21 protein-coding genes, 2 tRNA genes, 2 pseudogenes and 1 CRISPR repeat array are annotated in these 25,753 nt (G+C 64.9%); of the genes and pseudogenes, 10 read left to right on the forward strand and 15 right to left on the reverse strand.

What is annotated here, in order from left to right; translation table 11 throughout:
• Positions 1–59 precede the first annotated feature (59 nt).
• The 4 genes and pseudogenes from AC54T3_RS00205 (at position 60) to AC54T3_RS00220 (ending at position 3,881) form a co-directional block, all read left to right on the forward strand.
• Positions 60–1,472, forward strand: coding sequence for a DegQ family serine endoprotease (locus tag AC54T3_RS00205; RefSeq protein WP_496621464.1), 1,413 nt, complete (start codon positions 60–62; stop codon positions 1,470–1,472).
• Positions 1,472–1,960 (forward strand): annotated as a pseudogene (locus AC54T3_RS00210) (DUF72 domain-containing protein); the annotation flags it as partial. The gene AC54T3_RS00205 and the pseudogene AC54T3_RS00210, both read left to right, overlap by 1 nt.
• 76 nt (positions 1,961–2,036) lie before the next feature.
• Complete coding sequence (locus AC54T3_RS00215; RefSeq protein WP_496621652.1) at positions 2,037–2,219, forward strand: hypothetical protein; 183 nt, start codon at positions 2,037–2,039, stop codon at positions 2,217–2,219.
• Between the two features lie 60 nt (positions 2,220–2,279).
• Positions 2,280–3,881, forward strand: a complete 1,602-nt coding sequence (locus AC54T3_RS00220; protein WP_496621465.1) for a sensor domain-containing diguanylate cyclase — start codon at positions 2,280–2,282, stop codon at positions 3,879–3,881.
• An 83-nt stretch (positions 3,882–3,964) separates the two neighbouring features.
• Here AC54T3_RS00220 and AC54T3_RS00225 read toward each other — a convergent pair whose 3' ends face one another.
• The 5 genes from AC54T3_RS00225 to crcB form a co-directional block, all read right to left on the reverse strand.
• On the reverse strand, positions 3,965–5,101 hold the full coding sequence (locus tag AC54T3_RS00225) for an aminotransferase class I/II-fold pyridoxal phosphate-dependent enzyme (protein WP_496621466.1): 1,137 nt from the start codon (positions 5,099–5,101) through the stop codon (positions 3,965–3,967).
• 112 nt (positions 5,102–5,213) lie between these two features.
• Positions 5,214–5,567: a DUF4870 family protein gene (locus tag AC54T3_RS00230; protein WP_496621467.1), complete on the reverse strand. Its 354-nt coding sequence runs from the start codon at positions 5,565–5,567 to the stop codon at positions 5,214–5,216.
• A gap of 100 nt (positions 5,568–5,667) precedes the next feature.
• A complete protein-coding gene (gene serS / locus AC54T3_RS00235) occupies positions 5,668–6,954 on the reverse strand; it encodes a serine--tRNA ligase (RefSeq protein WP_496621468.1) in 1,287 nt (428 codons plus the stop codon).
• 8 nt (positions 6,955–6,962) lie between these two features.
• A complete protein-coding gene (locus AC54T3_RS00240; protein ID WP_496621469.1) occupies positions 6,963–7,325 on the reverse strand; it encodes a DUF190 domain-containing protein in 363 nt (120 codons plus the stop codon).
• Positions 7,322–7,696, reverse strand: a complete 375-nt coding sequence (gene crcB, locus AC54T3_RS00245; RefSeq protein WP_496621470.1) for a fluoride efflux transporter CrcB — start codon at positions 7,694–7,696, stop codon at positions 7,322–7,324. Before crcB ends, AC54T3_RS00240 begins: the two co-directional genes overlap by 4 nt.
• A 201-nt stretch (positions 7,697–7,897) precedes the next feature.
• Here crcB and AC54T3_RS00250 point away from each other — a divergent pair, with 201 nt between their 5' ends.
• Positions 7,898–8,764 carry a tetratricopeptide repeat protein gene (locus tag AC54T3_RS00250; RefSeq protein ID WP_496621471.1) on the forward strand — a complete coding sequence of 289 codons (867 nt, stop codon included), beginning with the start codon at positions 7,898–7,900 and terminating at the stop codon, positions 8,762–8,764.
• Between the two features lie 37 nt (positions 8,765–8,801).
• On the opposite strand, the gene AC54T3_RS00255 is transcribed toward AC54T3_RS00250, so the two are convergent.
• Complete coding sequence (locus AC54T3_RS00255; protein WP_496621472.1) at positions 8,802–10,256, reverse strand: replication-associated recombination protein A; 1,455 nt, start codon at positions 10,254–10,256, stop codon at positions 8,802–8,804.
• 50 nt (positions 10,257–10,306) lie between these two features.
• Positions 10,307–11,116: a DUF4198 domain-containing protein gene (locus AC54T3_RS00260; RefSeq protein WP_496621473.1), complete on the reverse strand. Its 810-nt coding sequence runs from the start codon at positions 11,114–11,116 to the stop codon at positions 10,307–10,309.
• A gap of 299 nt (positions 11,117–11,415) precedes the next feature.
• On the opposite strand from AC54T3_RS00260, the gene AC54T3_RS00265 reads away from it, so the two are divergent.
• On the forward strand, positions 11,416–12,492 hold the full coding sequence (locus tag AC54T3_RS00265; RefSeq protein WP_496621474.1) for a L,D-transpeptidase: 1,077 nt from the start codon (positions 11,416–11,418) through the stop codon (positions 12,490–12,492).
• Positions 12,493–12,589: 97 nt separating this feature from the next.
• Here AC54T3_RS00265 and AC54T3_RS00270 read toward each other — a convergent pair whose 3' ends face one another.
• From AC54T3_RS00270 to AC54T3_RS00295, 6 genes and pseudogenes are all read right to left on the reverse strand, one after another.
• Entirely contained in the window at positions 12,590–14,173 is a 1,584-nt protein-coding gene (locus tag AC54T3_RS00270) for a GTPase family protein (RefSeq protein WP_496621475.1), read from the reverse strand.
• Positions 14,170–15,366 (reverse strand): YcjF family protein, encoded by a 1,197-nt coding sequence (locus AC54T3_RS00275; protein WP_496621476.1) that lies wholly within the window; start codon positions 15,364–15,366, stop codon positions 14,170–14,172. The genes AC54T3_RS00270 and AC54T3_RS00275 overlap by 4 nt, the downstream gene beginning before the upstream one ends.
• A 71-nt stretch (positions 15,367–15,437) precedes the next feature.
• A CRISPR array of direct repeats spans positions 15,438–16,870; the repeat unit is 28 nt; unit sequence GGTTCATCCCCGCAGGCGCGGGGAACAC.
• A gap of 139 nt (positions 16,871–17,009) precedes the next feature.
• Positions 17,010–18,974 (reverse strand): annotated as a pseudogene (gene cas3 / locus AC54T3_RS00280) (CRISPR-associated helicase Cas3'); the annotation flags it as partial.
• 186 nt (positions 18,975–19,160) lie between these two features.
• The gene (locus AC54T3_RS00285) at positions 19,161–20,384 is read right to left on the reverse strand and encodes a helix-turn-helix domain-containing protein (RefSeq protein WP_496621477.1); all 1,224 of its coding nucleotides are present in this window, start codon (positions 20,382–20,384) and stop codon (positions 19,161–19,163) included.
• 23 nt (positions 20,385–20,407) lie between these two features.
• Entirely contained in the window at positions 20,408–21,046 is a 639-nt protein-coding gene (locus AC54T3_RS00290) for a hypothetical protein (RefSeq protein WP_496621478.1), read from the reverse strand.
• Between the two features lie 183 nt (positions 21,047–21,229).
• A tRNA-Arg gene (locus tag AC54T3_RS00295) sits at positions 21,230–21,306 on the reverse strand.
• Positions 21,307–21,406: 100 nt separating this feature from the next.
• On the opposite strand from AC54T3_RS00295, the gene AC54T3_RS00300 reads away from it, so the two are divergent.
• The 3 genes from AC54T3_RS00300 (at position 21,407) to yihA (ending at position 22,726) form a co-directional block, all read left to right on the forward strand.
• Positions 21,407–21,480, forward strand: a tRNA-Cys gene (locus AC54T3_RS00300).
• 107 nt (positions 21,481–21,587) lie between these two features.
• Positions 21,588–22,082, forward strand: a complete 495-nt coding sequence (gene moaC, locus AC54T3_RS00305) for a cyclic pyranopterin monophosphate synthase MoaC (protein WP_496621479.1) — start codon at positions 21,588–21,590, stop codon at positions 22,080–22,082.
• Positions 22,079–22,726: a ribosome biogenesis GTP-binding protein YihA/YsxC gene (gene yihA, locus AC54T3_RS00310; RefSeq protein ID WP_496621480.1), complete on the forward strand. Its 648-nt coding sequence runs from the start codon at positions 22,079–22,081 to the stop codon at positions 22,724–22,726. The genes moaC and yihA overlap by 4 nt, the downstream gene beginning before the upstream one ends.
• On the opposite strand, the gene AC54T3_RS00315 is transcribed toward yihA, so the two are convergent.
• Together AC54T3_RS00315 and AC54T3_RS00320 are read right to left on the reverse strand one after the other, a co-directional pair.
• On the reverse strand, positions 22,699–23,277 hold the full coding sequence (locus AC54T3_RS00315; RefSeq protein ID WP_496621481.1) for a DUF302 domain-containing protein: 579 nt from the start codon (positions 23,275–23,277) through the stop codon (positions 22,699–22,701). The two genes, yihA and AC54T3_RS00315, sit on opposite strands and share 28 nt — an antisense overlap.
• 88 nt (positions 23,278–23,365) lie before the next feature.
• Positions 23,366–24,058, reverse strand: coding sequence for a hypothetical protein (locus AC54T3_RS00320; RefSeq protein ID WP_496621482.1), 693 nt, complete (start codon positions 24,056–24,058; stop codon positions 23,366–23,368).
• Between the two features lie 199 nt (positions 24,059–24,257).
• On the opposite strand from AC54T3_RS00320, the gene AC54T3_RS00325 reads away from it, so the two are divergent.
• Positions 24,258–25,745: a phosphomannomutase gene (locus tag AC54T3_RS00325; RefSeq protein WP_496621483.1), complete on the forward strand. Its 1,488-nt coding sequence runs from the start codon at positions 24,258–24,260 to the stop codon at positions 25,743–25,745.
• Positions 25,746–25,753: the final 8 nt, after the last annotated feature.

Genomic DNA, 25,753 nt, shown 5'->3' on the forward strand with positions numbered 1-25,753 from the left:
CCGGCCATGCCCGCTGCCCCCATTGACGCCACCAACCGCAGACGCTGTTGCAAACGACGATGCCTGTATTCAACCCTCGCGCCCTCGCCGCGCAGATCCTCCACCCGCTCGTGCCCTCCTGCGCCAGCGTGCTGCTCGCCACCTGGCTGGCGCTGACGACATCGCTGGCGCTGGCCGTGCTGCCCGCTGCGGTCGATGGCGAGCCGGTGCCGTCGCTAGCGCCCATGCTTGCTGAGGCCGTGCCCGGCGTGGTCAACGTCTCGACCGTCACCGAGATCGCGGCCACCGAGCATCCGCTGCTACGCGATCCGTTCTTCCGCCGCTTCTTCGATATCCCCGGTCATCAACGCAATCGCGAGAGCCAGAGCCTGGGCTCGGGCGTGGTGATCGACGCCGAGCGTGGGATCATCCTCACCAATCATCATGTGGTGCGCGCCGCCGATGCCATTCGCGTCACCTTCGACGACGGTCGCCGGCTCGAGGCCGAGTTGGTCGGCTCGGACTCGGAGACCGATATCGCCGTGCTGCGGGTTGCGGCCGATGAGCTGACCGCGATCCCGCTCGCCGACTCCGATGCGCTACTGGTCGGCGACTTCGTCGTCGCCATCGGCAGCCCGTTCGGACTCGCGCACACAGTCACCTCCGGCATCGTCAGCGCGCTCGGGCGCACCGGGCTCGGCATCGAGGGCTACGAGAGCTTCATCCAGACCGACGCCTCGATCAATCCGGGCAACTCGGGCGGGCCGCTGGTCAACCTGCGTGGCGAGCTGGTCGGCATCAACACTGCCATCCTCGCCCCCGGTGGCGGCAACGTCGGCATCGGCTTTGCGATCCCGACCAATATGGTACGGGTCGTCGCTGAGCAGATCCTCGAGCATGGTAGTGTGCGACGCGGTCTGTTCGGCGCCGGCGCGCAGGATCTGACCCCGGAGATCGCCTCGGCGCTCGATCTCGACCTGTTCCGTGGCGCCGTGATCGCGACGGTACAATCGGACTCCCCGGCCGCTGAGGCCGGGCTGAAGCCGGGCGACATCGTCACCGGCGTCGACGGGCGGCTGATCGCCAGCGCGGGTGACCTGCGCTCGCGCGTTGGCCTGTTGCGCCCCGGCAGCGAGATCGAGCTGGAGATCCTGCGCAACGGCAAGGCGCGCCGGCTGCACGTCGTGATCGAAGACCCCTATGCCGACTTCGTGCATGGCGAGACGCTGAGTCCAACGCTCGAAGGCGCGCTGATCGGCGAGGCGATTCGGCGCGGCAACCGCAGCCGCACGCAGGTGGTCATGGTCGGGCCACTGCGCCCCGGCAGCCCGGCCTGGCAGAATGGACTGCGCGAAGGAGACCTAATTGTGCAGGTCAACCAGCGCGCCATCGGCCGGCTCGATGAGCTGAAGCAGGCGCTGCGCGCGGCCGACGGGCTCTACAGCGCGCAGGTGCTGCGCGACGGTCAGTTGCTGCTGCTCGCACGGCGTTGATGGAGCAACTGAGCCTGCTGGAGTGGCTGGACCGATCCTCGGCGGTCGAGACGACAGCCGAAGCAAAGAACGGCGAGACAGCCAAGGACGATCCGCCAGCGCTGGGCAATAAGGTGCAGGCGCGGCTGTCAGCGCCGCCAGCTGACTCGAGAGCGGATTCGGGCCGCGCTCCAGCTGGTTCAGCGGCGCCTTCGAAGCCATCGCCCACAGCAGCACCAGCTGCCATTCCGGCTGCGACGCCAAGCGCGGACATCCGCAGCATAGCCGCAGCGCTGGCCGATGCCCTCGACAACGGACTCTATCTCGACACCTCGTCCTGGTCCTTTCCCGGCTGGTCTGGGCTGATCTACGGCGTCCCGACTGGCAAGGCCAATCTGTCGCGGCAGGGACTTCCGGCCTATGCCCAACACCCGCTGTTGCGCAGCGTTGGCGTCGATAGTGGCTTCTACGCACCGCTGGAAGCCGCGCGGCTGCGGCACTGGGCCGAGCAGGTGCCGGCCTTGATCACCGACCGCTACCGGCGCGCCGCGCGTGGACGCCCGGTCGATCTTAATCCCCGCTTCCTTGATCCAGCCCTTCGACCGGCTGCGCGAGCCCGACAGTCGAACTCAGGTCGCGCAAGCGATCATGGTCGCATTGGGGCAACAACGCCCGGTCTTCGTCATCGCCAACAACAAGGCCGAGGGCTCGGCCCCGCTGACGTTGATCGAACTCGCATGCCTGCTTCCGCAGCAGCAGCAACAGTAGTGGTATCAGCAGCAAGCGGAAGCAAAGGCACCTGCGCTGGGTTTCGGCTAACATCCGCAGATGCACACCGAGACCGCGCCCTGGCGCGCATTCCTGCTCATCTTCCCGCTGTTGGCGCTGGTCCCGATCGGCGCGCTCAGCGGCTATGTGCTGTGGTCAATCTCAGCGCGCATGGAGGCCGTTGAGCGCAGCGAGCGTTTCGCCGTCGATCTGCAACGCGAGGTTGTCAAGACCGGGCTGCAGGCCGTCGCAACGGATCTCTGCGTGCTCGCGCAACAGAACGAGCTAAGCCATCTGCTGCTGGAAGACCGACAGCAAGCGCGCTTGGCGATGGCCGCAGAGTACCTCGCGCTCGCACGCAACGCCGCCGATTACGACCAGATCCGCTTCCTGAACGACCACGGTCAGGAGATCGTCAGGATCAATCACAATGACGGCAACCCAGCCATCGTTCCCGACGCCGCGCTGCAAGACAAGTCAAGCCGCTACTATTTCCGCGAAACCATGGCGCTTGAGCCTGGACGGATTTACGTCTCGCCCTTGGACCTCAATATCGAGCATGGCAAGATCGAGCAGCTCCACAAGCCCATGATCCGGGTCGGCACCCCGGTGGTCGATGCCGAGGAAAACAAGCGCGGCATTGTGCTGATCAACGTGATGGCGCAGACCATGCTCGATCAGTTCAAAGCTGCGGGTGCGGTCAGCGTCGGTCAGCCGATGATGCTCAACAACAATGGTTATTGGCTGGTCACGCCCGAGCCGTCCACGAGCTGGGGCTTTATGTTCCCCGAGCGCTCAAATGCTCGCATGGGGCAGCTGTATCATGCGGTCTGGGCACGGATCAATCAGCAGCCCAGCGGGACGATCTACGTACCCGAAGGGCTGTTCACGTTCGAGAATTATTACCCGCTGAATGGACTCAAAGGCTGCTTCAAGCGCAGTGGTCTGCGGGCCGAGACGCTGTCCGGCTCGGGCTATCGCCGGGTACTGGTCTCCCATGTGCCGCAAGCCCTGATCAACAGCTGGCGCCGCGACGCGATCTTGCAGGCCGTCATCATCGGCGTCCCCGTCCTGGTGCTGCTCGCCATCGGCACCTGGGCCTGGCTGATCGTGGCCTCCGAGCGCCGCCGCCATCGTGCAAATCTCGAGGCCTTGGCCCGCTTCGACCACCTCACGGGCCTGGCCAATCGCGTCACCTTCGAAGAGCGCCTGTTGCAGGAAGCCGAGCGCGCGAAGCGCCACGACCGCCGCTTTGCGCTCCTGTATATGGATCTCGACGGCTTCAAGGCCATCAATGATCGTTACGGGCACAAGGCCGGCGACCAAGTGCTCATCGATGTGGCTCGGGTGCTGACATCGAACTGCCGTGCCTCCGATCTTGCCGCCCGCCAAGGTGGCGACGAGTTCGTCGTCCTACTCTCGGAGGTCGAGGATCTGGCCGCGGCCCAGAAGGCTGCCGAAAAGCTGCGGGGGCACATCGGGGCCCTGTCCTGGAATGAGATGCGCGTCGGCGCCAGTATCGGGCTCGCCCTCTGGCCGGAGGACGCCGAAGATCCGGAGACGCTGATACGCTTGGCCGATGACGCCATGTATCAGGCCAAGAGCGAGGGGAAGGATCGAATTTGTCTCGCTCGAGAGCAGCGACAAACAAGTGCGACCTGAGGGGCTGGAGGCCGTTCAACTGCCGTTTCTAGGCTCAAACTACCGCATGCGCCGCCGAACGGGTTGAGCCGGGTCGCAGTCAGTTAGCAGCGCTCGAACCACCGGCGCAGGCGTTCTACCGCCTCTTCCAACCGCACCAGCGGCGCCGCATAGGAAAGGCGCACATGCTCACGCTGACGGTAGTCACCGAAATCCCGCCCGGGCGTGATCGCGACTCCAGTCTGCTCCAGCACCTGGTCGGCGAAGCGCTGGCTGTCGTCGGTGAGGCCACTGACGTCGGCGTAGATATAGAAGGCGCCGGCCGGCTGCAACGGGATCTGGAAACCAAGATCGCGCAGCGCCGGCACAAGGAAGTCGCGGCGCTGCTGGAACGCCTGACGTCGCCGCTCCAACTCGGCCAGAGTCGCGGGCTCGAAGGCCGCTAGCGCCGCATATTGGGAGACAGTCGGCGCCGAGATGAAGAGATTCTGACACAGCCGAGTGACCGCACCGCCATAGGCATCGGGTGCCACCATCCAGCCGAGCCGCCAGCCGGTCATACCGTAGAACTTCGAGAAGCTGTTGATCACGAAGAGGTCGTCGCCGTCGTGGAGTGCGCTGCGCACAGAGGTGTCGTAGACCAGGCCATGATAGATCTCGTCGACGATCAGGGTGCCGCCGAGCCGACGCACCTCATCGACAATGGCACTCATCTGCTCGGGTGCGATCAGGCTACCGGTCGGATTCGCCGGCGAGCCGAGCAGCACTGCGCGGGTGCGCTCGCTCCAGTGCGTGCGGATCGCTTCGGGCGTGAGCTGATAGCCGGTCTCCGGACCACTGGGGATGCGCACCGGCACACCGCCGAACAGCTGGATGAAGTTGGCATTGCACGGATAGCCCGGATCAGCCAGCAGCACCTCATCGCCAGGATCGAGCAGCAGCGCAAAGCTGACCAAGAGGGCTGCGGAGGAGCCCGGCACCAACGCCACCCGTTCCGGACTCGGCCGCGCTGCGAGCGGATACTGAGCCGCAATCAGCGCACGCAATTCCGGCAGGCCTTGCGCGGCGGTGTAGCGCGTCTGGCCAGCCTGCAAGGCTGCTTGTGCGCGGGCGACGATCGGCTCCGGGGTCGGGAAATCCGGCTCGCCGATCTCGAGATGGATCAGATCCCGGCCGGCCTGCTCCAGCGCCTGCGCCTTGGCCAGCACCTCCATCACGTGGAAGGGCTGGATCAGCGCCATGCGTTCCGCCAAGCGGCTTGTGATTGCACCGATACCGCTTGGCATCAGAGGCGCAGGGGGTCGCCACTAACCGTTGACGCTCGCGTTTCAGCCTTGCCTCGAGCAGCGCGCATTATTTGGGCCACAGCCAGGTCTCAACATCGGCGATCGGCTCGCGGCGCTCAAGCTGCTGCAGGCCCTTGACGCAGCGTACGATGAGCCAGATCACCCAGAACAAGAGCAGCAGGAACCCGATCAGCGCCATGCTGAGCAGCATCCCTAGGACGACATAGAGCAGCCCAATCCAGAAGGTGCGAATCTGGAATTGATAGTGGCTCCGGAGCCAGTCCGGCGCCTCGCCGCGATACACATAGGCCATGATGACGCCGACGACCCCGGTGACGCCAACGACCAGGCTGACCAGGTAGAGGATGTAGATGACCTGAGCGTTGGAGGTTGATGACGGGGTTGGTATGGCCTCTTTCATAGCACCGCTCCGGTTAAGCATGTGGATATCGTCTGCGTCAGCGGCTCACGGCTCACGGATCTCGAATCGCAAACACACATCGCACATCAGCAGACGCGGATCAGCGAGCCGGCTCGAGGGCCGTCAGGCCGCGCATATAAGGCTGAAGTGCCTCGGGCACCTCGATGCTGCCGTCTGCCTGCTGGTAGTTCTCCAGCACCGCGACTAGCGTGCGCCCGACCGCGAGCCCGGAGCCATTGAGCGTATGCAGCAGCTCGGGCTTGTTGGTCTCGGGATTGCGCCAGCGCGCCTGTAGCCGCCGCGCCTGGAAATCGCCGAAGCAGGAGCAGGAGGAGATCTCCCGGTAACGCTGCTGGCCGGGCAGCCAGACCTCGAGATCGTAGGTCTTCACCGCCGAGAAGCCGAGATCGCCAGTGCAGAGGGTGACCACCTGATAGGGCAGCCCAAGCCGCTGCAGCACCGTCTCGGCATGGCCAGTGAGCGCTTCCAGTGCGGCGAATGAGTCTTCCGGACGCACCGCCTGCACCAGCTCGACCTTCTCGAACTGATGCTGACGGATCATGCCGCGGGTGTCCTTACCGTAGGAGCCGGCCTCGCTGCGGAAGCAGGGCGTGTGCGCGACCCATTGGCGTGGCAGGCTGGCGGCATCGCAGATCAGGTCGCGCACCAGGTTGGTGACCGGCACCTCGGCGGTCGGGATCAGATAGAAGTCGCGCTCCGGTCCCGGCACTCGGAACAGGTCTTCCTCGAACTTCGGCAACTGACCAGTACCGCGCAGGCTGTCGGCGTTGACCAAGTAGGGCACATAGGTCTCGCTGTAGCCGTGTTCCTCGGTGTGCAGGTCGAGCATGAACTGGATCAGCGCCCGATGCAGCCGCGCCATCGGACCATTGAGCACGGCGAAGCGCGAGGCGGTGAGCTTGGCGGCGGCGTCGAAATCGATCCAGCCGGCCGGCACGCCGAGGTCGACATGATCCTTGGGCTCGAAGTCGAAGGCGCGCGGCTCGCCCCAGGTCCGCTCGACGCGGTTGGCGCTCTCATCGGCACCATCGGGCACGCTGACATCCGGCAGGTTGGGGATGCCGAGCGCGATCTCCCGCAGCTCCTGCTGAAGCCCCTCGAGTTCGGCATCCATCGCCTTCAGTCGATCGGCAAAGGCAGCGACCTCGGCCTTGATCGGCTCGATGTCCTCGCCGGCGGCTTTGGCCTTGCCGATCGCCTTGGATTTCACGTTGCGCTGGTTCTGCAGCTCCTGCACCTCGCCCTGCAGCGCCTTGCGGCGGGTCTCGAGGGCATCGATGCGGGCGACATCGAGGGTGAAGCCGCGACGCGCGAGCTGGGCGGCGATCTGATCAAGCTCGCTGCGGAGGAGTTTGGGGTCAAGCATGTTGCATTCTATTCAGTTGTCAAAGACGAAGCTCGGTCATCACCGTCGACGCTAACCGGCCATGAGACCACATGGCCAGGCTCAACAAAATCCCTGATGCGCTCGATCGCCATTCGGGCGCGATCCGGCCGGTCAAAGAATTCAAGAATGAGTGGCAGATTGGTCGACAGGTCGACCAAGCCTGCGCTATGCACCACGCCGGAGGCACCGAAGCCGGCCACACCGCGGGTTACCGTCGCGCCCAACACGCCGAGTTCGTCGTGTAGGCATTTCAGCAGTGGCTTCAGGCCGTGATCCGATTCCGTCAGATAGACCCGGACCATGGTCGCCGAGATCAGGCCATGCTCGCAATCTGGGTCAGACTTGGTCATAGCAGCCTCGCGCTGATGATGCCGGCCCAGCAGGCCCCGAGACAGAGCAGCAGACTGCCGGCGACATTGAGCAACACGCGTATCGTCTCGCCCTGCTCCACCAGCGTCAGCGTCTCCAGCGAGAAGGTCGAGAAGGTGGTGAACGAACCGAGAAAGCCGACGAGCACCGCCGCGCGCAGCTCGGGCGCCATCAGGCCGCGTTCCAGGAAGAGCACGAACAGCAGACCCATCGCGAACGAGCCGAGTCCGTTCACCGCCAGGGTGCCCCAGGGGAAGTCGCGACCGAACAGCCGGTAAACGCCGGTCGAGACACCGAAACGCGCCACGGCACCGAGCGCCCCGCCGCCGGCGATCGCCAAGAGTTGCATCATTCGCGTACCACTGCGCTCGACCAAATCCGAGGCGGAATCTTACCTGAATCGGCAGAGCCGACCAAGATCCCTGACCTGGGACGGGTTCTCGCCTCGACGGTATCGGTGATGGTAAAACACGCCGCGTTGACCAATCCTTATGATCCCAGCTAATCTTGAGCGTGTTTTCGATTCTCGGAATGTCAATTGGCGACACGGAGCTTGCGCGTCGCGGCCCCGAACCCTTTGTGTATTCCGTCCATGCCCATAGTCAAATGCCCTCAATGCGGCAGCAGCCATGTTCGCCGCTCCCATAAAAAGGCGTCGGACCCGAGCCGCAAGAGTCTTCCTCTGCTGAGTCGGTTCTTTCGCTGTCGCGACTGTCGTTTGCGATTCCCGGCCCGAGATCTATCCACGATCTATTCCTGGGGCTTCAGTGGCTTCGCGCTCTTATCGATGGGCGTCGCTGTCATCCTGGTGGTCCGCTATCAACCTGCCACCTCCGAGCATGCATTCGTCGAGCAAGGGTGGAACGAGGCGCTCGCTGATGCGGATTCCGAGGCGGAAATACTCGATACTGACGCGGATCCCGAGGTGGAGACCCTTGATCAAGCCGAGCGCAACTACCGCAAAGGCCTCGAGCTTTTGCGTCGTTCGACCTATCGCGAAGGCGGCTCCACGCTCCCCGAGGCCGCGAAATGGCTCCGACAAGCCGCCGAGGACGACCACGCCAGGGCGCAGTTGATGCTTGGTGTGCTGCACGAGAACGGGAGCGGGGTGATTCAGGATTACGAACAGGCGCTCGCCTGGTATCGCCGCGCGGCCATGCAAGGCGAGACGATGGCGATGTACCGCGTGGGAGCCATGTTGAGTCACGGGATCGGCGCCGACAAAGACCTGGTTGATGCCTATGCTTGGTGCAATATCGCTGCGGCGCGCGGCCATCGGGAGGCCGTCATCGACCGCGACCGGGTCGCTAAGCTTCTCTCCATCGAGCAAATCAAGGAGGCGCAGCAACAGTCGAGGTCATTCGATCAGGAACTGCCCTTTCGCGTGGCGGCGCCCTTTATCCTACCCGCCGGTCTGTGAGCATTCCGACGCGGCGCCGAGCGGATCTCCTGTTGCCTCATCGAGGCCTGGTGGCGGCGGCGCGATCGAGCGCAGCGAGCCGTTCGAGCTTTTCCTTGATCCGAATCTCGAGCCCGCGCTCGACCGGCTGATAGTAGCGCCGTGGCGCCATGCCATCCGGGAAATACCGCTCGCCGGCGGCATAGGCGTCGGGCTCGTCATGGGCGTAGCGATAGGCATGGCCATGGCCGAGTTCCTTCATCAAGCGAGTGGGCGCGTTGCGCAGATGCACCGGCACCTCCAGTGAGCCTTGCTTGCGCGCGTCCTCGAGCGCGCTGTTCCAAGCCCGATAGACGGCGTTGCTCTTCGCCGCGCTAGCCAGATAGAGCACCGCCTGCGCCAGTGCCAATTCGCCCTCGGGGCTGCCGAGGCGCTGCTGCGCATCCCAGGCATCCATTGCGATCGCGAGTGCGCGCGGATCGGCATTGCCGATGTCCTCGCTCGCCATGCGCACCAATCGACGCGCGAGATAGAGCGGATCGCAACCGCCATCGATCATGCGCGCCAGCCAGTAGAGGGCGGCATCGGGCGCCGAGCCCCGCACTGATTTGTGCAGCGCCGAGATCTGATCGTAGAAGGCATCGCCGCCCTTGTCGAAGCGGCGCACGCCGTCCTCGGTGATTTGACGCAAGGTCTCGATACTGATGCGACGGATGGGTTCAAGCCTGGGCGCGGACTCCGCTCCTGGCTCCGATTGTGGCCCGGCTTCAGGCTGGCGTTCAGAGACGACCGGCGCGCTTAGATCGACCGCCAGCTCCAGCAAATTCAGCAATCGTCGCGCATCCCCATCGGCGGCCTCGGCAAGCAAGCGCCGTGCCTCGGCATCGATCAGGATGCGACCCTGGCCGCTGTCGGTCGAATCCGCAGCCTCGGTCCTAGCACCCGCATCGGCGGCCCCGTTGGCCCCTGCTTCGCCGGCCCCTTCAATGGCGTCCTGAGTCGAAGCAGGAGCCAGACCGCGCTCGGTATCGTTCAGCGCACGATCCGCCAGCCGCTCTAAATCGACCCGCTCCAGCGGCTTCAGCAGATAGACGCGCGCCCGCGAGAGCAGCGCGTTGTTGAGCGCGAACGAGGGGTTTTCGGTGGTCGCGCCGATAAAGACCAGGGTGCCATCCTCGACATGCGGTAAGAAAGCATCCTGCTGCGCCTTGTTGAAGCGATGCACTTCATCGATGAACAGGATGGTGCCGCGCTGCTCAGTAGCCCGAACCTGGCGCGCCTGATCGACCGCTGCGCGGATCTCCTTGACGCCGGCCAACACCGCCGAGAGACTCAGGAACCGGCTGTTCGACGTCGCCGCGATCAGCCGCGCCAAGGTCGTTTTGCCGGTGCCAGGCGGCCCCCAGAAGATCGCCGAATGCGGCCGATCTGCGTCAATGGCCTCGCGCAGCGCTCGCCCCGGCGCGAGCAGGTGCTGCTGGCCGACCACCTCATCGAGGCTGCGCGGGCGCATGCGTTCGGCTATAGGGATGTGCGACCACGCTGGCCGCGAGACGGATCGGCTCACATCTCTCGCGCGCGCACCCAGAGCAACGCGCCCTGCTCGACCGGCACCTGTTCACCATCGGGGTTGGTCATGGTCTCGTCGCCCTCGAGCAGGGCGGCGAAGCCCCACCAGCCGGCGCGGGGCATCGCATAGCTGAAGACGCCGTTGGCATCCGCCTTCAGCACCTGGGTCACGAAAGGCGCCGCCGGTGGCTCAACCGAGCCATCGTTGCGCCATTCCACCTCGACTGTGGCAAAGGGCACCGGCTCGCCATCGCGGGTCACGACGCCGGTGAACAGGTTGCCGGCCCAGAGCCCATAGGGACGCACCAACGGCTCGATCTCGACCGGGAAGCCGACCATCCGATCCCAGCCCTCTTCGGCGCCGAAGGCATCGACGACGGTCTTGGTGTAATGGACGATCATCACCCCCTCGGCGGGCTCCCAATACGGCGCCGGCTCGACGAAGAAGAGATAGTCGCCGGGCCCCGACACCCGATACTCGGCACTGTAGGCACGCTGGCCGTCGCGCTCGACGGCCTGCAGCCGTTGCAATAGATCCTCGGTCCCCTCCTCCGCTGTCAGCACGCCGAAGCGCGCCGGCTTGTCCATCGCCATCACCGGCCCGCGCTCCATCGGATGGGTGAAGCTCAGTGCCAGCGTCAGTGCCGGGCCGGTCTCGGCGGTTAGGATCTCGGTAGATGGAATCAGCTCGAGGAAATGCGCTTGGGCCGCAAGCGGCAGCTCCAGGCCCAGCAACAGGCCCAGCACGGCTAGCATGCGCGGCGCGGCGCCGAATCGGGATTCAGAAGCGGGCTTACTCGACATCTTAGGGGTCCTCTTGAGTGGTTAGGCTCGGTGGTTTTGGCTCGCTGGCTGTGATCGAGCCCTGATGGCCGATCACAGAATAAGAGAATTTTTATATTTATCATACAACGTGGATCTCCACAAACCCATAAAATGCATGCAGAATTAGGACTCTACGAAGGCGCCGGAACAGGCTATCCTCATCATTTTGGGCGACGTTAGCGGGTTTTCGTGCGCCCGGCCTCAAGTCCAATGGAGTTCAATGCGCTACCATGACCGGAACTGGCAACTGTTGGACTCCGTGAATGTCACCTCGAGTCATGCATATTCGAACCACACACCGCACACGCATCGGCCACTCACTCTGGGTATCGCTGGTCGCCTTGGGCCTCGTTCTCCTGCTAGGAGGCTGCGCCCAGTTTCCCTCGCAGTCGGCCACCAAAACCAGCGCGCAACTGCCCGACGATGTCGACCTCAACGAGGTCGAAGAGATCGAGGTGGCGCAGGAAACGATTCCCGAGCCCCAAGAGGTTCCGGAACCCGGGCAGCTCTACGAGTGGGATGGCAGGGGACGCAGCATCAGCCGCGTGGTGATCGACACCAACGAGCAACGGGCACGCTTCTATGACGGCCAGGAGCAGGTGGGCTGGACGACCATCGCCTCCGGAGTCTCGGCCCATCCAACGCCCAGTGGCGAGTTCGAGGTCATCGAGAAGGTCGCAAAGAAGCGTTCCAACCTCTACGGTCGCATCTACAACGCGAGCGGAGGGCTGCACAAGAGCAACGCCCATTCTCGCGATCCGATCCCCAAAGGCGGCAAATTCGTCGGCGCTCGCATGCCCTACTTCATGCGCATGACCTATGACGGCATCGGCATGCACGCGGGCGCGATCCCGCAACCGGGCCAGCCGGCCTCGCATGGCTGCATTCGACTCCCGGACGAGGTCGCCTCGAGCCTATTCGCCCATGCCGACATCGGCACCCGCGTCACGGTGATTGGCAACGGCCCGGATTATGGCGACTATGCCGAGCGTATTCGCCAGCAACGCGCGCAAGAAAGACGCAATCGCGTGGCCAAGGCTGAACGCCAGTCCGAAAGCCAGCCCGAGACGAGCGTCAGTCGCGGCGAGCCAGTCAACGCACCGTCATCGCAGGAGCGCCAAGATCGGCAAGAGCAAGAGCGCAGCGCACCTCATACAGAAACCACCGAGGCGCTGAGCGGAACAAGTGCCGACACTGTCGATGCAGCAGAGACCGCTGCCGCCGAAGCACAGGGCCCCGAACCCCGGCAGGCGGTGGAGGATCGAGCGCCCACGGCGCCACGGCGCTTGCCCGCACCCGAGGCGCCAACGATTCAATCGGTGGATCTTGGCGCTCCAAACAACGACGATGGCTGAATAATCAGGCTCGCTGGACGCACTCTGTAGAACGCGTCCAGCAACTGTTCATGGGTTCGCCGCCTTGCCGCCTCTGGCCGACGCAAGGCAAAACAGGTCAACGGTTGATCAACGCGCCCACCTGGCGCAGGGCGCCCGGCACGGTGCGCACACCGTCAACGACCCGTTTGAACCAGCCCTCCTCGCTCAGACCGCGCTCGAGCTGCTTGTGCCGAGCGGCGGGCAAGGCTGCGGCGATGGTCGTCCATAAGCCATCCAGATTCCACGGCGGCTCGTCGGGCGGTACGGCAACAATCACGCTCCGCGCGGTCGGGATCGACAGGGCTTGCGCGGCGGCGTCCAAAGCCGCGCGCATCGTGGCCTCCTTCGGTCGCACACCCATCGTTGGGTCATAAGGCGGGGACCACTCCAGCGGTGGATCGAGCCGGTCGGCATGGGTCGCGACCAGCACCAGCGGGATCGCGCTCAGGCGCGGATCGCTGGCGGTCAGCGCACGCAGGGCGGCCAGCCCGCGCTGATCGGCGGCGCGATCGGCGCGGTTGGCCGCCGTGACCCAGAGGATCAGGTCGCTCTCGCAGACCTGTTTAAGCCAGGATTCGCGCGGCATCTGCTCCAACCCCGGACTGTCCACCAACACCAAATCGCCGGCGGTGGGCTGTTGGAGATGATAATGGGCAAAGGCCTCCGAGGGCCGCGTCACACCAATCGGCACCTGAGCGACACCCAGCAACGCGTTCAGCAGGCTGGACTTGCCCACATTGCGCTGGCCGGCCAGCACGATGGTCAAGGGCGACGGTGCTTGCGGCGACTTGGCTGGCGGTGCGGTCGCGAGCAGCTCATCGGCGCGGCGTCGATAATGGCCGGCATAGAGGCGGATGAACACCTCGCCGACCTCGCGCGCGAGAATCGCTGCGACCCGCGCCTTGGCCGCCGCGCCGAGCACGTCCACGGCCTTGGAGACGGCCAGCCCCCGCACCTCGTAGAGGACGGCCGAGAGGGGATTGACCCAGCGCAACGCCCGCGCCAGTCCCAGCAGCGGCGGTAGGGTACTGTTGCCGGTTTGATAGACATCCAGCATCAAATCGACCTTGATGTGGCGCATCACCGGGAAATTCCGGGTCAGGGTCTCGCGCAACGCACGCGCAAGCTCCTCGTTCATCAGCAACACTTCCGCCAGCGTGAAGCGCAGCGCGGCTTTCGAGAGCCCCGAGGCGAGCTGTTCGTTCGCCGGATCGCCCACAGGTTCGCCTTCCGGCGTATAGGCGATGGCAACGGCGTTGACGGTGCGCAACAGCAGATCGCGAATCCTCTCCGCTGTCTGCAGATCCTCCGCCGTGGCCCCGGCGACGATCTGCTCGAGCGCGGCGCGCGCCTGTTGCTCGCCCGGTGCGGCATGCGGATCGCCGGGCGCAACCCTGATCTCATGCGCGCGTCTCTCATGCGCGCGGACCTCCCGCGCGCGCGGTCCCCAGCCATGTCGCACCAACACCAGCGGGATCAGGGTCAGCGCCACGAGGCTGATCGGCCAATACCAGAACCAGCCCTGTTGCCAGAGAAACGCCAGCCCCAGCGGCAGCACCAGCACGAAGGGCGCCGGCACCAGAACGATCACCAGTAGCTCGCGCCAATAGGGGCGAAGACTGTGAGCAGTCTGTTTCAACCCGTTCAACGGCTTCTTCAACGCCCTTGCTCCTTGTCCTTGCGCTCTTCGTAACGCAGACGCGCATCCCGCAAGGCCTGCTGGTAACGCTCGCGCAGCACCTCATGATCCGGTTCACGCCCCGCCGCGCGCTCGCTGAAGTAATACAGCGCCGCCTCGCCGATCGCCCAGGTGATGGCGAAGGTCCAGGCGGCGACCACCGCAGTACCCCAGCCCAGCCCGAGCTTCAGCCCCTGCTGAACAAGCCACCGGCCGCCGAAGCCGAGCACGAAGCCGGTGCCCAGCGCGGCGACCAACTCGCTCCATTGATCGCGCGTTGCCGGTTGCCCATAGCGGCGGGCGATCTGATTGACCATGGTGGCTTGCAGACTGGCCGAGCCCAAACCGCCGATGATCGGCGCTGGCACTGCATTCGCCGCCACCGCCGCCATCGTCCAGGGCAGCATCACCTTGGTGCGCACCTGCTCGGCTTGCGACAAGCTGACGGACGCGCGCAGGCGCATCACGGTTTCCGGCAAGACCTGCTCCAGCACTTCCCACAGGCGCTGGGCGCCATAGTCGCTGGGAGGCAGCGCCTGTTCCGGGCGCGTGAAATCCAGCGGCACGAACAACGGTGGATGATGACCGGGCAGATCGGCGAACAGTTGCCGCTGCGCCAGCATGGACTGCCGGAGTTCATCGGGCAGACCGGGCAGCGCCCAATCGCTGTCGTCGCCGGTGAAGGGATAGGGCAGCAGGTGGCGGTCGTGACGACGATAGCCATGATGCAGGCAGGTTTGCGCGACCAGCAGCGGCCAGTCAGGATGCTGGGCGCGCAGCGGCTTGAGGACCGCGAGCACGTCTTCCAGCGCCAGGTCGTCGACCCGCGCCACCACCATAATCACTTGCGCCTGGGTGCAGGCGTGTTGAAGATCGGTCGCCGGATCATCATCGGCGACATCACTCAGGCCCCGAGTATCGAGAAAGCGCAGCACCGGACGCTCCTCGGGGAAGGCATACAGACGCACATCCTTGGTCATCGGCACGAAGCCGTTGCCGATCTGGTCATGCGCCCGGCCAACGATTTCAGCGACAATGCTGGTCTTGCCGGCTTGGGTCTTACCGAGCAACCAGATGGTGGGTGCCTCGGCCCCGGCCCAGACTTGGGCCTGGGCGATACGCCTGCTCTGCTCGCCGCTGTCGTCAGTGGCTTTGGTCGCTCTCGCTGTCTTCATCAGTCTGCCTCGTAACCGGGGTCAGGCCGCCGCGCGGCTCCACGCTCACGTTAACACTTTCGGATGCAACCGGTTCATCCCCGCAGGCGCGGGGAACACGCTCGGGATTCGGTGAGCACGTCCGACATGACCGGTTCATCCCCGCAGGCGCGGGGAACACGTCGGGGGCGCTCGCCCAGCGTTGCCGGGTCTCGGTTCATCCCTGCAGGCGCGGGGAACACGCCTGCTCACGCCGCTTACGCTCCTCGGCCAACGGTTCATCCCCGCAGGCGCGGGGAACACGGCGTCGAGCGCAACTAGGCGCTCCTCAAAATCGGTTCATCCCCGCAGGCGCGGGGAACACGTCGATGACGAGGTTCAGAAGCGCGCCGGAGTCGGTTCATCCCCGCAGGCGCGGGGAACACACCAGACCGCGATCGAGCGCTACCGTGCTGGACGGTTCATCCCCGCAGGCGCGGGGAACACTATCCAGGCGTTCAGCCTATAGAGAACTCAACGGGTTCATCCCCGCAGGCGCGGGGAACACGATTCCGACCTCAGCCTCCATCTTTTCAAATACGGTTCATCCCCGCAGGCGCGGGGAACACAGCGTTCTAGGCGCTCCTGTTTTTGCGCTGATCGGTTCATCCCCGCAGGCGCGGGGAACACGTATCGGCGCGAGGTGCCGGCTGGGGCAGGGTCGGTTCATCCCCGCAGGCGCGGGGAACACGCGAAGTCGACGCCGGTCTGTAGACGCGCGGCCGGTTCATCCCCGCAGGCGCGGGGAACACGATCACTTCGCCGAAGGCCGCCTGATCGACGGCGGTTCATCTCCGCAGGCGCGGGGAACACAGGTTGCTCGGCAAATGGAGTTGATCCAGGTGCGGTTCATCCCCGCAGGCGCGGGGAACACATGCCCACTATGGACATTTGCGCTGACGATGCCGGTTCATCCCCGCAGGCGCGGGGAACACCTGCCGCTTGCCGAACGGGCCGAACTCGACGCCGGTTCATCCCCGCAGGCGCGGGGAACACTTGCTGCCACGCCGTGCCACTCGCTTTCAATGCGGTTCATCCCCGCAGGCGCGGGGAACACCCATCGCGCAACCACTGCACTGCCGAGCCGGTGAGGTTCATCCCCGCAGGCGCGGGGAACACTAACGATTGGCGAAGCCAAAAAGCTAGCTACACGGTTCATCCCCGCAGGCGCGGGGAACACCGGTTTGATAGACCGTTTCGATACTCAGGAAACGGTTCATCCCCGCAGGCGCGGGGAACACTACCCGTAAAGCTTTTGTGCACGATGTTATACCGGTTCATCCCCGCAGGCGCGGGGAACACTCCGTGGTCCCGTCCGTCTCAGCCCGTGACACCGGTTCATCCCCGCAGGCGCGGGGAACACTCTGATGGCAATATCAGTGCCACCTGGCAAACCGGTTCATCCCCGCAGGCGCGGGGAACACGACAAAGCTGCTCTCCTGGTTGTCGAGTGCGACCGGTTCATCCCCGCAGGCGCGGGGAACACCATCGGCATCGGCGGTCGCCGCCGGAGTCACCAGGTAGAGGCAGGGAGCGGGGCGCGGCTCCTGATCTGCCAGGTCACCGTTGGCGTCGCGGCGATGGCGTTGAAGCCGGCCTGCGCGTTGGATGATCAAATCGATCGGCGCCAGGTCGGACACCATGACGTCGAAGTCGAGATCGAGCGATTGCTCAACGACCTGGGTGGCGATCAGGATCTGGCCTTGCCGCTGCGTGGAACTGCTTTGCGGACCAAAGTGCGCGAGCACCTGACGCTCGATAGCGAGCCGATCACCGAGGGCGAAACGTGCATGGAAAAGCTGCAAGCGGTCTTCGGGAACGCCTGCGGCGCGCAGTTGTTGCCAGGCTTCGATGGCATCGTCGACGCTGTTACGTATCCAGCATCCGCATCGGTTTTGCCGGTGTGCCTCAAGCAGTACCTCGAGTGCTACGGTGGTCTCGTCGATACAAGCGACCGCCACTTCTCGGCGTGCACGCTCGGAGCTGGCGACTGGAAGCTCGCAGCTCACCGTGGTCGTGATCTGCGTCAACAGGGGGTATGCATCCTGTTCGAGTGATACCGGCTCCGCGTGGCGACCGGCGCGGAATGCATTGGCGAGCGCCTGACGCATCTGGCGCGGTAGCGTGGCGGATAGCAGGATCACATGGCCGCCAATATATGCCTGGAACCTCAGGAGCGCAGCTAACAGCTCCTGCATATAGGCATCGTAGGCATGCACCTCATCGACAATGAGCACCTTGCGCGAAAGCCCAAGCAGGCGCAGGGACTGATGCCGGCTTGGCAGCACGCCAAGCAGGGCCTGGTCGATCGTGCCCACGCCGAGGTCGGCCAGCAACGCCTTCTTGCGGTGATCTCCGATCCAGGCCGCGCGCAGATTGGCCGCGCTAGTTTCAGCCTGGTCGTAGTCGCGTTCGCCTGGGGCATCGGGCAGCACCCCGTCACGCGCGGCGGATGCTTGCACGAGGCGCGAGGCGCCATGGGTCAGCACGAGCCCGGGCTCTTCATCGAACAAGCGCTGGTAGATTTGGTTGTCGATGATGCGTCGATGCATGGCGTTGGAGGTGGCCATGGTCGGCAGTGCGAGGTAGAGGCCGTCCGCAGCGCCGGCTGCTTGCAGACGATGCGCCAGTGTGAGGCTGGCCTCGGTCTTGCCCGATCCGGTGAGATCCTCAAGGATCAAGAGCTGTGGACTGTCCGATAGCTCAAGTTCGGCGCAAAGCTGTTGCAGCGGTGTTGGCTGAGCGGCAGCGAGATAGGGAAACAGCACTTGCTGGGACTTGGCCGTCACGCTGAGCGGCAGCACGCCGCTTTGCGCGAGTGCACGCTCAGCGGCGGGTTTGGCGTGCTCGTCCCAATAGGTTTCGAGCGACATCGCTTCTTGTCGATAGGTGAACAGTTCGGCATTGGAGCCAAGCCAATCGCAGAGCACCCCAATGCCCGCCAGCCACCAAGAGCCCAGTTTAAGCGCATGCTCAAAGGCCTTTGGGTCATCGACCCGCAACGGCGCGTCCTCAAGCAGCAGCGTTCCAACGTCATCGCAGAAGGCCAATGCGGCTTCGCAGTCGCGCTGCGTGAACTGGTCTTTGAGCCACTTGTCTCTGTGATTTCTCCAGGTGCTCGAGGGCGGCTGCCCGTGGTGCCCGGCGCCGGCCGCCATCCAATAACCCAATGCCGTTCTTATTGTGCGTCGGCCGGATGCTTCCGGGACGAGCCGATCGACAACGGCTTCCCGCAAAACAGTGTCCCAGAGTATAAGTCCAAGGGTATCGTGGCACACGGTATAGCCCGTTGCCGACGGCAGCTCCGACGCGATCCCCGGAAAGACCGATCGCAGGCATTGGAAGCGATAGCCAAACTTGCCGACGTCGTGGAGGGCGAGCATGAAAGTGGTCCATCGAACCAGGCTTTCCTCGTCGATCCCGAGCAACTGGCTGAGACGTGCGCGCAAAGGATGGTGCTGTTCGAGATAGACGTGCGCGCAGGCGGCGACATCGAGCGCATGATAAGGCAGCAGGTGGAATGCGCCTTCCTTGCTGGCCTTTCCCCAATAGTTCCAGTAGCTGGCTTTATCTTGGTTCGCATCCAACATCGCTTTATCCCTCGACCAAGGAATGTGCCGGCTTGAAGAGACGTTGGCAATGATCAGCAGCAGGAACTGGCGCGCCTGAAGGGCGAATACGAAGCGCTGACGCAGGCGGCGATCCAGAAGGACTGCGAGATCGCCTTGGAGACGCGCGGCGCTGGTTAGCAGCGCGCGCAACGACAGCCGCTCGACTCAGGTGTCACGCCCCCGCCCCGGAAACGCCACCACCTCAGCGCGCGCTTCCTGCGCGGCTCCGGCATTCACCGCCCCCGCCTTGAGCTTGGGCATCGGCAGCATCCGCACCTGCTCGCGCCGATGGGAGAGCAGGCCCGCCGGCAGGCCGGCCAAGGCCTCGATATCCTTCGGATGCAGGCGCAGCTGGGCAAGGAGCTGCTCGACGCTGAAGCCGCCCTGGGTCAGCAGCAGGCGGATGGAACGCTCCATCAGGCGCGGTTGCTCGAGCGTCAGGCGCTCGTCCTCGGGCTCGGCGCGCACCCAGCCACGGGCGCTGATGTATTTGAACAGCCGCCCGGCGTGCTCCTCGGTGATCAGCCCGAGATCCTTGCAGCGGTAGATCATGGCACCGATCGACACCCCCCAGCGCGGCTTGAGGGTGCGGAAGGCTTCGAGCGAGATCTCGGGCAGCTCGTTGACGAAGCCGTCGGCGGGCATGAGGAAGGCGCTGGCGAAGCGGTGGGCTTGGTTTTCGAGTTCCTTGAACTCGTCTCGATGAGTGAGCGCGCTCTGATCGACCTGGCGATGCAGCACCAGATGGCCAAGCTCGTGGGCGGCATCGAAGCGCGAGCGCACGGCGGTGCGCTTGTCAGCGGAGAGCAGCACATAGGGGCGGTCATCGGCCAGCGACCAGTGCGAGACACCATCGATGGACGGCGCCGCGAAGGCACAGCGCCCGACAACGATGCCGGCATTCTCCATCACCAGCAGCAGGTCCGGGATCGGCGCGCGCCACAGCCCCCATTGCTCGCGCACGCGCGCGGCGGCCTCCTCGATGTCGCACTCCTGCAGGCGCTGGACATCTTCGCCACCGAGGTCCGGCACCGCCGGCACGGGCAGCTCGATCCAGCCCTGCAGGTCATGGCTGATGCGCTGCAGCCAGAGCAGGTGCTGGGTGATGCGCTCGCGCGAGCGCTGGGTGGCGTTGGCCATGGAGCGAAAGAAGCGCGGACGCTCGCCGGTCTCGAAGGGGCGGTTGAGGAAGTAGTCGCGCGGCACGCGCAGCACCTTCGCCAGCGCCTCGAGGGCGACCGGGTCGGGCGTCTGCTGGCCCGATTCCCATTTGCTCACCGTCGGGGCCGAGCGCTTCACGGCGGTAGCCAGGGCAATGCGTGTGAGTCCCCGGGCGAGCCGTGCCTGCGTCAGTTGGGTCGCCTGAAAGCCTGGGGTGCGTGCGCCCATGGTCGTTACCCTTACTCCTGTGTTCAGTGATTGGAAGCCCGCCCGGCCTGGTCTTGGTGCTGCTTGAGCACGGGCCGGGCGCGGTCGACTGGCTGCTGGGCCTGGTCGGCATAGGCGGCGTAGATCTGATCGAGCGTCTTGAGCAGATGCCAGCCCTTGAGATCGCGCGTGGGGATGCCGAAGCCGAGGCGCATCGGCAGGGTCTCGTCCTGCCCGGTGCCGGGGCGCGCGTAGAGCACGATGATGATGGCAAGGATGCCGGCATCCGGGTCACAATCGTCCCACAGCGCGAGCTGATCGCCGTTGCTGGGATTGTGACGCGCTAGAGCCTGCTTGTACTCCTTTTGCTCGATCGGGTCACCCCAGTGATCGACCTTGGCATGGGTGATGAGGAAGTGGCCGCTCATGGCCAACGCGAAGGCATGCGTGTTGACCTGCTCGAAACGATAGCGCATGCCGATATCCTCGGCGCTGAGGCGGAAGGCCTCGCCGCGCTCGAAGTAACGCGTGGTGCCCAAGCGCATGCGATGCGCGGGGACCTCCGGTGGCGTGCGGACCGCTTGCTCGTGGGCGATGGCGGTGCAAGCGCACATCCGCTCCTCGAGCCGGTGGAAGAAGTCCTCGGGGATGGCGGTGAGGGCGGATTGCAGCAGATCAGGCATCGCGATGGTACCTCGGGACGGGCTCAAGTTCGGGTTTCGCAAATGCTGAGAATAGCGCGAAAAACGTTCGTTGACCGAGCCTTGGCGCTCTGGCGGCCGCGTGCGCCTTGCGGATCTCGCCCACGCTGTCCGTGCGCATCGATCTGGGATCGCTGACGGTGAAGCAGCGTGTCTCCTCAAGCATGGCGCCCTCGACAGGATTCGAACCTGTGACCTACCGCTTAGGAGGCGGTTGCTCTATCCTGCTGAGCTACGAGGGCGAGAAGCCGTCCATGTTAACGCGCTCGGGCCGTGCCGACCAAGCCGAAAGCGCACGCATGGGGTGACAAAGTGCCCAACTCCACTTAAACTAAGCGGTCTGGCTGAGTGGCAGAGTGGTTATGCAGCGGCCTGCAAAGCCGTGGACGCCGGTTCGATTCCGACCTCAGCCTCCAGATTCTCAAGCCTGCAAAATGAGGCTCCCCGTGATCCGATTCGTGATCCGATTGCCCACGGGAGCCGTGCTTTGTTCCGCCCTCGACCCCAATGCGCGTGAGGCACCATGAGCACACTGACGCATTTCAATCGGGCTGGCGAGGCGCGGATGGTCGACGTCGGCGCCAAGCCCGACACCGAGCGCCTGGCTGTGGCCGAGGGGCGCATCCGCATGCAGCCACAAACGCTGCACCAGATCCAGCAAGGTGACCATGCCAAGGGCGACGTGCTCGGCATCGCGCGCATCGCCGGCATCATGGGCGCTAAGCGGACCGCCGATCTGGTGCCGCTCTGCCATCCATTGGCGCTGACCAAGGTCGACTGCGACTTCGAGATCATCGATGAGACCGGGAGCGGCAGCGAACCGACGGTGATCTGTCGCGTGACGGTGGCGACAAACGGCCGCACCGGCGTCGAGATGGAGGCCCTCTGCGCGGTGCAGATCGCACTGCTGACCATCTACGACATGTGTAAGGCGGTGGATCGCGGCATGATCATCGACGCTGTGCGCCTGCTCGAAAAACGCGGCGGGCGCAGCGGCCACTGGGTGCGCGACGCGTGAACGAACCGGCCACCCATCCTTTCTTCCAGCGCGCGGCCTTCCTCAGCGCCGCACCGGATCTGGCGGCAACCCCGGACGATAGCGGCTATGAAGTGGCTGTCGCCGGCCGCTCCAATGCCGGTAAGTCGAGCGCCATCAATGCCCTCTGTCATCAACGCGGGCTGGCGCGCACCAGTAAGACGCCCGGGCGCACGCAGCAGTTGATCTTCTTTCGCCTGGATGACGAGCGCCGGCTCGTGGACCTGCCCGGCTATGGGTTCGCGAAGGTCTCGTTGTCGATCAAGCAACGCTGGCAGCTGTTGATGGAACGCTACCTGGAGCATCGCGACTCGCTGAAAGGGCTGGTGGTGGTGATGGATATCCGCCATCCACTCACCGACATCGATCAGCAGATGATCGCCTGGGGAATCGCCGCTGATCTACCGCTGTTGCTGTTGCTGACCAAGGCGGACAAACTCAAGCGCGGCGCGATCGCGCGCAGTTTGACCGAGGTCCGCAAGGCACTGTCGGCGGCGTCGGTGCCGGTCGAGGTGATCGCGTTTTCCGCTGTCAGTCGCCTCGGCTTGGAGCAGGCTCAGGACCAGATCTCGGACTGGCTCGCGGTGGCGCCCCGGCCTCAAAACTCGCCGGCTGCGGCCCCTTGAATGATCGTGCGCAAGGTATCGCGCACATCGATGGCCGCCTGCTTGAGTTCCGCCGGCAGTTCTTTACCGCCGTGGATCATGAAGTCCAGGTTCATCGAATAGAGCCAGAGCTTGCCGTCGCGATCCTCGACCACGGCAATCCGGCAGGGCATGAAGCCACTGTAGTGATTGCGATACTCGAGCATCATCTTGCCGACCTGTGCATCACAGAATGACAAGAAGTTGACGTAGCGATAATCCTCGCCGGTCACCGCCTCGACCTGCTGATAAAAGGGTGACTCGCCGACGAAGAGCAGGTTGTTGGTGGTCGCGAGGCTCTTCAGTGACTCGACGACCTCGTCGGTGCTGAGTCCTTCTTCCACCGGCACCGACCACATCATGGCGCCACCAGGATCGCCCGTCTCGAACAGGGTCGCGACGAAGTTCGAATAGACGGGGACGAACTCCGGATCGAAGTCGGCCAACTTCGGCCCCAACCAGAGTGTGGCAATCAGCAGCGTCGCCAAGGCGAGCCCGCCGATCACCGCGAGCAGATTACGAATCAGAGTCATGCCGGGCTCCCAGGGAGAGGGCTGAAACGGCCAACGGCCATCGGGGAGTCCGATGAGCCGTTGGCCGACATCGCCTAGCCGAGGCCGATCAGTTAGCGCCAGCGGCCGGGCCAGCGCTTGGCGCGGCCGACTGCTCAGGCATCGGTGGCGTTTCGCGCATCTCGGGCATTGCCGGCATGTCGCGCATCATCATCGGCGGCATCTGGTGCATGCGCCCGCAGCCGGGCCCCATGTTGTCGCAATTTGGATGCATGCCGTGATGGCCGCCATGATGACCGCCGTAGCCCGGATAGCCTTGACCATAACCGCCCCAAGGCTGCTGGCTGCGCCCTGGACCCATGCCCATGGGTGGCATCGGCCGGGCCTCGGGCTGGTTGGCACCACCGAAGAGCGCGGCGATGGCCTCCTTCTGCTCATCGCTCATCGCCTCGATGGTCTCGCGATAGGCCTCGTAGCGCTCGAGCATCTCTTGGCGACGCTGCTCGGCCTTCTCGCGCATCTCCTCGATGCGCTTGGCCCGTTCCTCCATTGCGGCTTCATAGCGTTGTTGCATCTCGGCGCGCATGGCTTCCATCGACTCGGCCGTGGGCGCCTCCGGCATCCGCGAGGCAGGGTTGGCCGGCGCCTGTGCCTCGGTTTGCTTGGGGGCTGCGGCTTCCGCAGCCGGTTCGGCTGGCTCGGCGGACTGCTTTGCTTCTTCCTGGGCAACGGCGGCGCCACCCAGGCTCAGAGAGAGGGCAAGCGCGGAGGCGAACGAGAGGAAACGATCTTTATGGGTCATGGTGGTGGGACTCCTCATCTTGACGTGGCTTCAGGGATGGAGGGACGCGGCGACCATAGCACGGTTGCCACAGGCGAGAAAGTGGCGGCTGAAAGCCCGCGAGACGGGCGCGAAACCCGCGACAGTCGCTCGAGAGCGTATAGAATGCAGGAATTCAAGGGGATTCAAGGCAAGTTTGATGCAATCAGGAGAGCAAGCCATGCGTATCGGCGATCTGATGGCGAAAAGCGGTGTCAAGTTCGGGACCAGCGGCGCCCGGGGCCGGGTCGAGGACATGAGTGACCTGGTCTGTTACGCCTATGCGCAAGGCTTCTTGCGTTACCTGCTCGGAAACGGTGCGCTCGCGGCCGGCGCCGAGGTCGGGCTCGCCGGTGATTTCCGCGCCAGTACGCCGCGCATCATCGGCGCCTGCGCCAAGGCCGTGGCCGACAGCGGTTGCCGGCCACGCTACCTCGGCCGCATCCCGACACCCGCGCTGGCCGCCTACGGGATCACCCAAGCCTGGCCGACGATGATGGTCACCGGCAGCCACATCCCGGATGATCGCAACGGCATCAAGTTCAACCTCCCCAGCGGTGAGATCCTCAAGGAAGACGAGGAAGGGATTCGCGCTCAGTCGATCGAGCTGCCGGCGGGGCTCTTCGATGCCAACGACGGCTTCATCGACCCGAGCCACGCCGCGCTACCGCCCGAGGAATCAAGCGCGCTCGAGGCCTACGTCGCGCGTTATTTGGACTTCTTTCCGCCTGACTGGCTCGCCGGTCTGCGCATTGGCCTCTATGAACACTCGAGCGTCGCGCGCGACGCGCTGTTTCGCGTACTCGCCGGGCTGGGCGCCGAGGTCGAGCGTCTCGGCTTCTCCGAGACCTTCCTGCCGGTGGACACCGAGGCGATCCGCCCCGAGGACATCGCGCTGGCCCGCGACTGGGCAGCGACGGGACGCTTCGATGCGCTGGTCTCGACCGATGGTGATGGCGACCGACCATTGATCGGCGACGAGCATGGCGAATGGCTGCGAGGCGATATCGCCGGGGTGCTCTGTGCCCAGGCCTTGGGCGCCGCTGCGGTGGTGACGCCGATCAGCTCCAACACCGCCTTGGAGCGCGGCGGCTGGTTCGCTCGGGTGGAGCGCACCCGCATCGGCTCGCCCTATGTGATCGCCGGCATGCAGGCGCTCTCGGCACGCGGCATCGCGCCTGTGGTCGGTTATGAAGCCAATGGTGGCTTTCTGACCGCTTCCGATATCGAGCGCCAGGGCCAGGTGCTGCCGGCATTGCCGACGCGCGACGCGGTGATCGTCGCGGTCACCCTGATCGGCGCCGCACGCGCCAGCAAGCAGCCGCTCTCGGCCCTGGCCCAGTCGCTCCCACTGCGTTTCACTGACAGTGACCGGCTCAAGGACTTCCCGAGCGAACTGAGCGCCGAGCGCTTGGCGGCCTTCCAGACCGGCGATGCCGACGCCGACCGCGCCGCGCTCGAGGCGGTGTTCGCCGCCGAATTCGGACCGGTCACCTCGGTCGACCATACCGATGGTATCCGCATGACCCTCGCCGATGGCGACATCCTGCATCTGCGCCCGTCGGGCAATGCACCGGAGCTGCGCGCCTATACCGAGGCCGACAGCAGCGCGCGCGCCCAAGATTTGAGCCAACGCTGCCTGGCCATTCTGGAGCGCTGGCGCGGCTGAGGAGATCG

It is taken from the genome of Halochromatium sp. NSM3 (assembly GCF_059621085.1).

What these genes read in the sequence shown, in the direction of transcription:
- AC54T3_RS00240 (WP_496621469.1), bottom strand. Translation starts at nt 7,325, where the DNA reads ATGACCAAGTCTGACCCAGATTGCGAGCATGGCCTGATCTCGGCGACC.
- serS (WP_496621468.1), bottom strand. Translation starts at nt 6,954, where the DNA reads ATGCTTGACCCCAAACTCCTCCGCAGCGAGCTTGATCAGATCGCCGCC.
- AC54T3_RS00275 (WP_496621476.1), bottom strand. Translation starts at nt 15,366, where the DNA reads ATGAAGACAGCGAGAGCGACCAAAGCCACTGACGACAGCGGCGAGCAG.
- AC54T3_RS00285 (WP_496621477.1), bottom strand. Translation starts at nt 20,384, where the DNA reads ATGGGCGCACGCACCCCAGGCTTTCAGGCGACCCAACTGACGCAGGCA.
- AC54T3_RS00255 (WP_496621472.1), bottom strand. Translation starts at nt 10,256, where the DNA reads ATGCGCCCGCGCAGCCTCGATGAGGTGGTCGGCCAGCAGCACCTGCTC.
- AC54T3_RS00290 (WP_496621478.1), bottom strand. Translation starts at nt 21,046, where the DNA reads ATGCCTGATCTGCTGCAATCCGCCCTCACCGCCATCCCCGAGGACTTC.
- crcB (WP_496621470.1), bottom strand. Translation starts at nt 7,696, where the DNA reads ATGATGCAACTCTTGGCGATCGCCGGCGGCGGGGCGCTCGGTGCCGTG.
- AC54T3_RS00205 (WP_496621464.1), top strand. Translation starts at nt 60, where the DNA reads ATGCCTGTATTCAACCCTCGCGCCCTCGCCGCGCAGATCCTCCACCCG.
- AC54T3_RS00230 (WP_496621467.1), bottom strand. Translation starts at nt 5,567, where the DNA reads ATGAAAGAGGCCATACCAACCCCGTCATCAACCTCCAACGCTCAGGTC.
- AC54T3_RS00325 (WP_496621483.1), top strand. Translation starts at nt 24,258, where the DNA reads ATGCGTATCGGCGATCTGATGGCGAAAAGCGGTGTCAAGTTCGGGACC.
- AC54T3_RS00315 (WP_496621481.1), bottom strand. Translation starts at nt 23,277, where the DNA reads ATGACTCTGATTCGTAATCTGCTCGCGGTGATCGGCGGGCTCGCCTTG.
- AC54T3_RS00220 (WP_496621465.1), top strand. Translation starts at nt 2,280, where the DNA reads ATGCACACCGAGACCGCGCCCTGGCGCGCATTCCTGCTCATCTTCCCG.
- AC54T3_RS00320 (WP_496621482.1), bottom strand. Translation starts at nt 24,058, where the DNA reads ATGACCCATAAAGATCGTTTCCTCTCGTTCGCCTCCGCGCTTGCCCTC.
- AC54T3_RS00265 (WP_496621474.1), top strand. Translation starts at nt 11,416, where the DNA reads ATGCATATTCGAACCACACACCGCACACGCATCGGCCACTCACTCTGG.
- AC54T3_RS00225 (WP_496621466.1), bottom strand. Translation starts at nt 5,101, where the DNA reads ATGGCGCTGATCCAGCCCTTCCACGTGATGGAGGTGCTGGCCAAGGCG.
- moaC (WP_496621479.1), top strand. Translation starts at nt 21,588, where the DNA reads ATGAGCACACTGACGCATTTCAATCGGGCTGGCGAGGCGCGGATGGTC.
- AC54T3_RS00260 (WP_496621473.1), bottom strand. Translation starts at nt 11,116, where the DNA reads ATGTCGAGTAAGCCCGCTTCTGAATCCCGATTCGGCGCCGCGCCGCGC.